1 tRNA gene and 3 rRNA genes are annotated in these 5,018 nt (G+C 49.9%); all 4 read left to right on the forward strand.

The features are described from left to right. The first annotated feature begins 130 nt into the window (after window positions 1-130). Window positions 131-1,677: ribosomal RNA gene (locus MK403_RS09320) — 16S ribosomal RNA — on the forward strand. A gap of 50 nt (window positions 1,678-1,727) precedes the next feature. Beyond that, window positions 1,728-1,800, forward strand: a tRNA-Ala gene (locus MK403_RS09325). A 122-nt stretch (window positions 1,801-1,922) separates the two neighbouring features. Continuing rightward, window positions 1,923-4,825: ribosomal RNA gene (locus MK403_RS09330) — 23S ribosomal RNA — on the forward strand. A gap of 76 nt (window positions 4,826-4,901) precedes the next feature. Next, window positions 4,902-5,017 (forward strand): 5S ribosomal RNA (rrf, locus tag MK403_RS09335). Together the 16S, 23S and 5S rRNA genes with 1 tRNA gene alongside form the textbook arrangement of a ribosomal RNA operon. Window position 5,018 lies beyond the last annotated feature (1 nt).

The raw sequence follows: 5,018 nt of genomic DNA on the forward strand, positions 1-5,018 counted from the left end.
GAGTGACAAAGACCTTTGAAAACTGAACAAGACGAACCAATGTGCAGGGCACTATAACTGAGGTTATAGTACTGAACAATGAAAAAAACAATAAATCTGTCAGTGACAGAAATGAGTGAGAACTCAAACTTTTAATGAGAGTTTGATCCTGGCTCAGGACGAACGCTGGCGGCGTGCCTAATACATGCAAGTAGAACGCTGAAGGAGGAGCTTGCTTCTCTGGATGAGTTGCGAACGGGTGAGTAACGCGTAGGTAACCTGCCTGGTAGCGGGGGATAACTATTGGAAACGATAGCTAATACCGCATAATAGCAGTTATTGCATGATAACTGTTTAAAAGGTGCAATTGCACCACTACCAGATGGACCTGCGTTGTATTAGCTAGTTGGTGGGGTAACGGCTCACCAAGGCGACGATACATAGCCGACCTGAGAGGGTGATCGGCCACACTGGGACTGAGACACGGCCCAGACTCCTACGGGAGGCAGCAGTAGGGAATCTTCGGCAATGGACGAAAGTCTGACCGAGCAACGCCGCGTGAGTGAAGAAGGTTTTCGGATCGTAAAGCTCTGTTGTAAGAGAAGAACGAGTGTGAGAGTGGAAAGTTCACACTGTGACGGTATCTTACCAGAAAGGGACGGCTAACTACGTGCCAGCAGCCGCGGTAATACGTAGGTCCCGAGCGTTGTCCGGATTTATTGGGCGTAAAGCGAGCGCAGGCGGTTAGATAAGTCTGAAGTTAAAGGCTGTGGCTTAACCATAGTACGCTTTGGAAACTGTTTAACTTGAGTGCAAGAGGGGAGAGTGGAATTCCATGTGTAGCGGTGAAATGCGTAGATATATGGAGGAACACCGGTGGCGAAAGCGGCTCTCTGGCTTGTAACTGACGCTGAGGCTCGAAAGCGTGGGGAGCAAACAGGATTAGATACCCTGGTAGTCCACGCCGTAAACGATGAGTGCTAGGTGTTAGACCCTTTCCGGGGTTTAGTGCCGCAGCTAACGCATTAAGCACTCCGCCTGGGGAGTACGACCGCAAGGTTGAAACTCAAAGGAATTGACGGGGGCCCGCACAAGCGGTGGAGCATGTGGTTTAATTCGAAGCAACGCGAAGAACCTTACCAGGTCTTGACATCCCTCTGACCGCTCTAGAGATAGAGTTTTCCTTCGGGACAGAGGTGACAGGTGGTGCATGGTTGTCGTCAGCTCGTGTCGTGAGATGTTGGGTTAAGTCCCGCAACGAGCGCAACCCCTATTGTTAGTTGCCATCATTTAGTTGGGCACTCTAGCGAGACTGCCGGTAATAAACCGGAGGAAGGTGGGGATGACGTCAAATCATCATGCCCCTTATGACCTGGGCTACACACGTGCTACAATGGCTGGTACAACGAGTCGCAAGCCGGTGACGGCAAGCTAATCTCTTAAAGCCAGTCTCAGTTCGGATTGTAGGCTGCAACTCGCCTACATGAAGTCGGAATCGCTAGTAATCGCGGATCAGCACGCCGCGGTGAATACGTTCCCGGGCCTTGTACACACCGCCCGTCACACCACGAGAGTTTGTAACACCCGAAGTCGGTGAGGTAACCTTTTAGGAGCCAGCCGCCTAAGGTGGGATAGATGATTGGGGTGAAGTCGTAACAAGGTAGCCGTATCGGAAGGTGCGGCTGGATCACCTCCTTTCTAAGGATAAGGAATGCACATTGGTCTTGTTTAGTCTTGAGAGGTCTTGTGGGGCCTTAGCTCAGCTGGGAGAGCGCCTGCTTTGCACGCAGGAGGTCAGCGGTTCGATCCCGCTAGGCTCCATTGGTGAGAGATCACCAAGTAATGCACATTGAAAATTGAATATCTATATCAAATAGTAACAAGAAAATAAACCGAAACGCTGTAGTATTAAAAGAGTTACTGACTGAAAGGTCAGAAAATAAGGTTAAGTTAATAAGGGCGCACGGTGGATGCCTTGGCACTAGGAGCCGAAGAAGGACGTGACAAACGACGATATGCCTTGGGTAGCTGTAAGTAAGCGATGATCCAGGGATTTCCGAATGGGGGAACCCAACAGGTACTACCTGTTACCCATATCTGTTAAGGATGTGAGGAGGAAGACGCAGTGAACTGAAACATCTAAGTAGCTGCAGGAAGAGAAAGCAAAAGCGATTGCCTTAGTAGCGGCGAGCGAAACGGCAGGAGGGCAAACCGAAGAGTTTACTCTTCGGGGTTGTAGGACTGCAATGTGGACTCAAAGATTATAGAAGAATGATTTGGGAAGATCAGCCAAAGAGAGTAACAGCCTCGTATTTAAAATAGTCTTTGTACCTAGCAGTATCCTGAGTACGGCGGGACACGCGAAATCCCGTCGGAATCTGGGAGGACCATCTCCCAACCCTAAATACTCCCTAGTGACCGATAGTGAACCAGTACCGTGAGGGAAAGGTGAAAAGCACCCCGGGAGGGGAGTGAAATAGAACCTGAAACCGTGTGCCTACAACAAGTTCGAGCCCGTTAATGGGTGAGAGCGTGCCTTTTGTAGAATGAACCGGCGAGTTACGATATGATGCGAGGTTAAGTTGAAGAGACGGAGCCGCAGGGAAACCGAGTCTGAATAGGGCGCATTAGTATCATGTCGTAGACCCGAAACCATGTGACCTACCCATGAGCAGGTTGAAGGTGCGGTAAGACGCACTGGAGGACCGAACCAGGGCACGTTGAAAAGTGCTTGGATGACTTGTGGGTAGCGGAGAAATTCCAAACGAACTTGGAGATAGCTGGTTCTCTCCGAAATAGCTTTAGGGCTAGCGTCGACATTAGAGATTCTTGGAGGTAGAGCACTGTTTGGGTGAGGGGTCCATCCCGGATTACCAATCTCAGATAAACTCCGAATGCCAAAGAATTATGGTCGGCAGTCAGACTGCGAGTGCTAAGATCCGTAGTCGAAAGGGAAACAGCCCAGACCACCAGCTAAGGTCCCAAAATAATTGTTAAGTGGAAAAGGATGTGGGGTTGCACAGACAACTAGGATGTTAGCTTAGAAGCAGCTATTCATTCAAAGAGTGCGTAATAGCTCACTAGTCGAGTGACCCTGCGCCGAAAATGTACCGGGGCTAAAACAATTTACCGAAGCTGTGGATACCTTTATAGGTATGGTAGGAGAGCGTTCTATGTGTGATGAAGGTATACCGTGAGGAGTGCTGGAACGCATAGAAGTGAGAATGCCGGTATGAGTAGCGAAAGACAGGTGAGAATCCTGTCCACCGTAAGACTAAGGTTTCCAGGGGAAGGCTCGTCCGCCCTGGGTTAGTCGGGACCTAAGGAGAGACCGAAAGGTGTATCCGATGGACAACAGGTTGATATTCCTGTACTAGAGTATGTAGTGATGGAGGGACGCAGTAGGCTAACTAAAGCAGACGATTGGAAGTGTCTGTCTAAGCAGTGAGGTGTGAATTGAGTTAAATGCTTAGTTCTATAACATTGAGCTGTGATGGGGAGCGAAGTTTAGTAGCGAAGTTAGTGACGTCACACTGCCAAGAAAAGCTTCTAGCGTTAAACATACTCTACCCGTACCGCAAACCGACACAGGTAGTCGAGGCGAGTAGCCTCAGGTGAGCGAGAGAACTCTCGTTAAGGAACTCGGCAAAATGACCCCGTAACTTCGGGAGAAGGGGTGCTGACTTTAAGTCAGCCGCAGTGAATAGGCCCAAGCAACTGTTTATCAAAAACACAGCTCTCTGCTAAATCGTAAGATGATGTATAGGGGGTGACGCCTGCCCGGTGCTGGAAGGTTAAGAGGAGTGCTTAGCGGTAACGCGAAGGTATGAATTGAAGCCCCAGTAAACGGCGGCCGTAACTATAACGGTCCTAAGGTAGCGAAATTCCTTGTCGGGTAAGTTCCGACCCGCACGAAAGGCGTAATGATTTGGGCACTGTCTCAACGAGAGACTCGGTGAAATTTTAGTACCTGTGAAGATGCAGGTTACCCGCGACAGGACGGGAAGACCCCATGGAGCTTTACTGCAGTTTGATATTGAGTGTCTGTACCACATGTACAGGATAGGTAGGAGTCTATGAGATCGGGACGCCAGTTTCGAAGGAGACGTTGTTGGGATACTACCCTTGTGTTATGGCCACTCTAACCCGGATAGGTTATCCCTATCGGAGACAGTGTCTGACGGGCAGTTTGACTGGGGCGGTCGCCTCCTAAAAGGTAACGGAGGCGCCCAAAGGTTCCCTCAGAATGGTTGGAAATCATTCGCAGAGTGTAAAGGTATAAGGGAGCTTGACTGCGAGAGCTACAACTCGAGCAGGGACGAAAGTCGGGCTTAGTGATCCGGTGGTTCCGTATGGAAGGGCCATCGCTCAACGGATAAAAGCTACCCTGGGGATAACAGGCTTATCTCCCCCAAGAGTTCACATCGACGGGGAGGTTTGGCACCTCGATGTCGGCTCGTCGCATCCTGGGGCTGTAGTCGGTCCCAAGGGTTGGGCTGTTCGCCCATTAAAGCGGCACGCGAGCTGGGTTCAGAACGTCGTGAGACAGTTCGGTCCCTATCCGTCGCGGGCGTAGGAAATTTGAGAGGATCTGCTCCTAGTACGAGAGGACCAGAGTGGACTTACCGCTGGTGTACCAGTTGTCTTGCCAAAGGCATCGCTGGGTAGCTATGTAGGGAAGGGATAAACGCTGAAAGCATCTAAGTGTGAAACCCACCTCAAGATGAGATTTCCCATGATTTTATATCAGTAAGAGCCCTGAGAGATGATCAGGTAGATAGGTTAGAAGTGGAAGTGTGGTGACACATGTAGCGGACTAATACTAATAGCTCGAGGACTTATCCAAAGTAACTGAGGATACGAAGTGTAAGGTTTACTTGGTATTTGATAGATATTCAATTTTGAGTAGGTATTACTCAGAGTTAAGTGACGATAGCCTAGGAGATACACCTGTACCCATGCCGAACACAGCAGTTAAGCCCTAGAACGCCGGAAGTAGTTGGGGGTTGCCCCCTGTGAGATATGGAAGTCGCTTAGCT

This window comes from Streptococcus oralis (assembly GCF_026782285.1).
Lineage (GTDB): Bacteria > Bacillota > Bacilli > Lactobacillales > Streptococcaceae > Streptococcus > Streptococcus oralis_CG.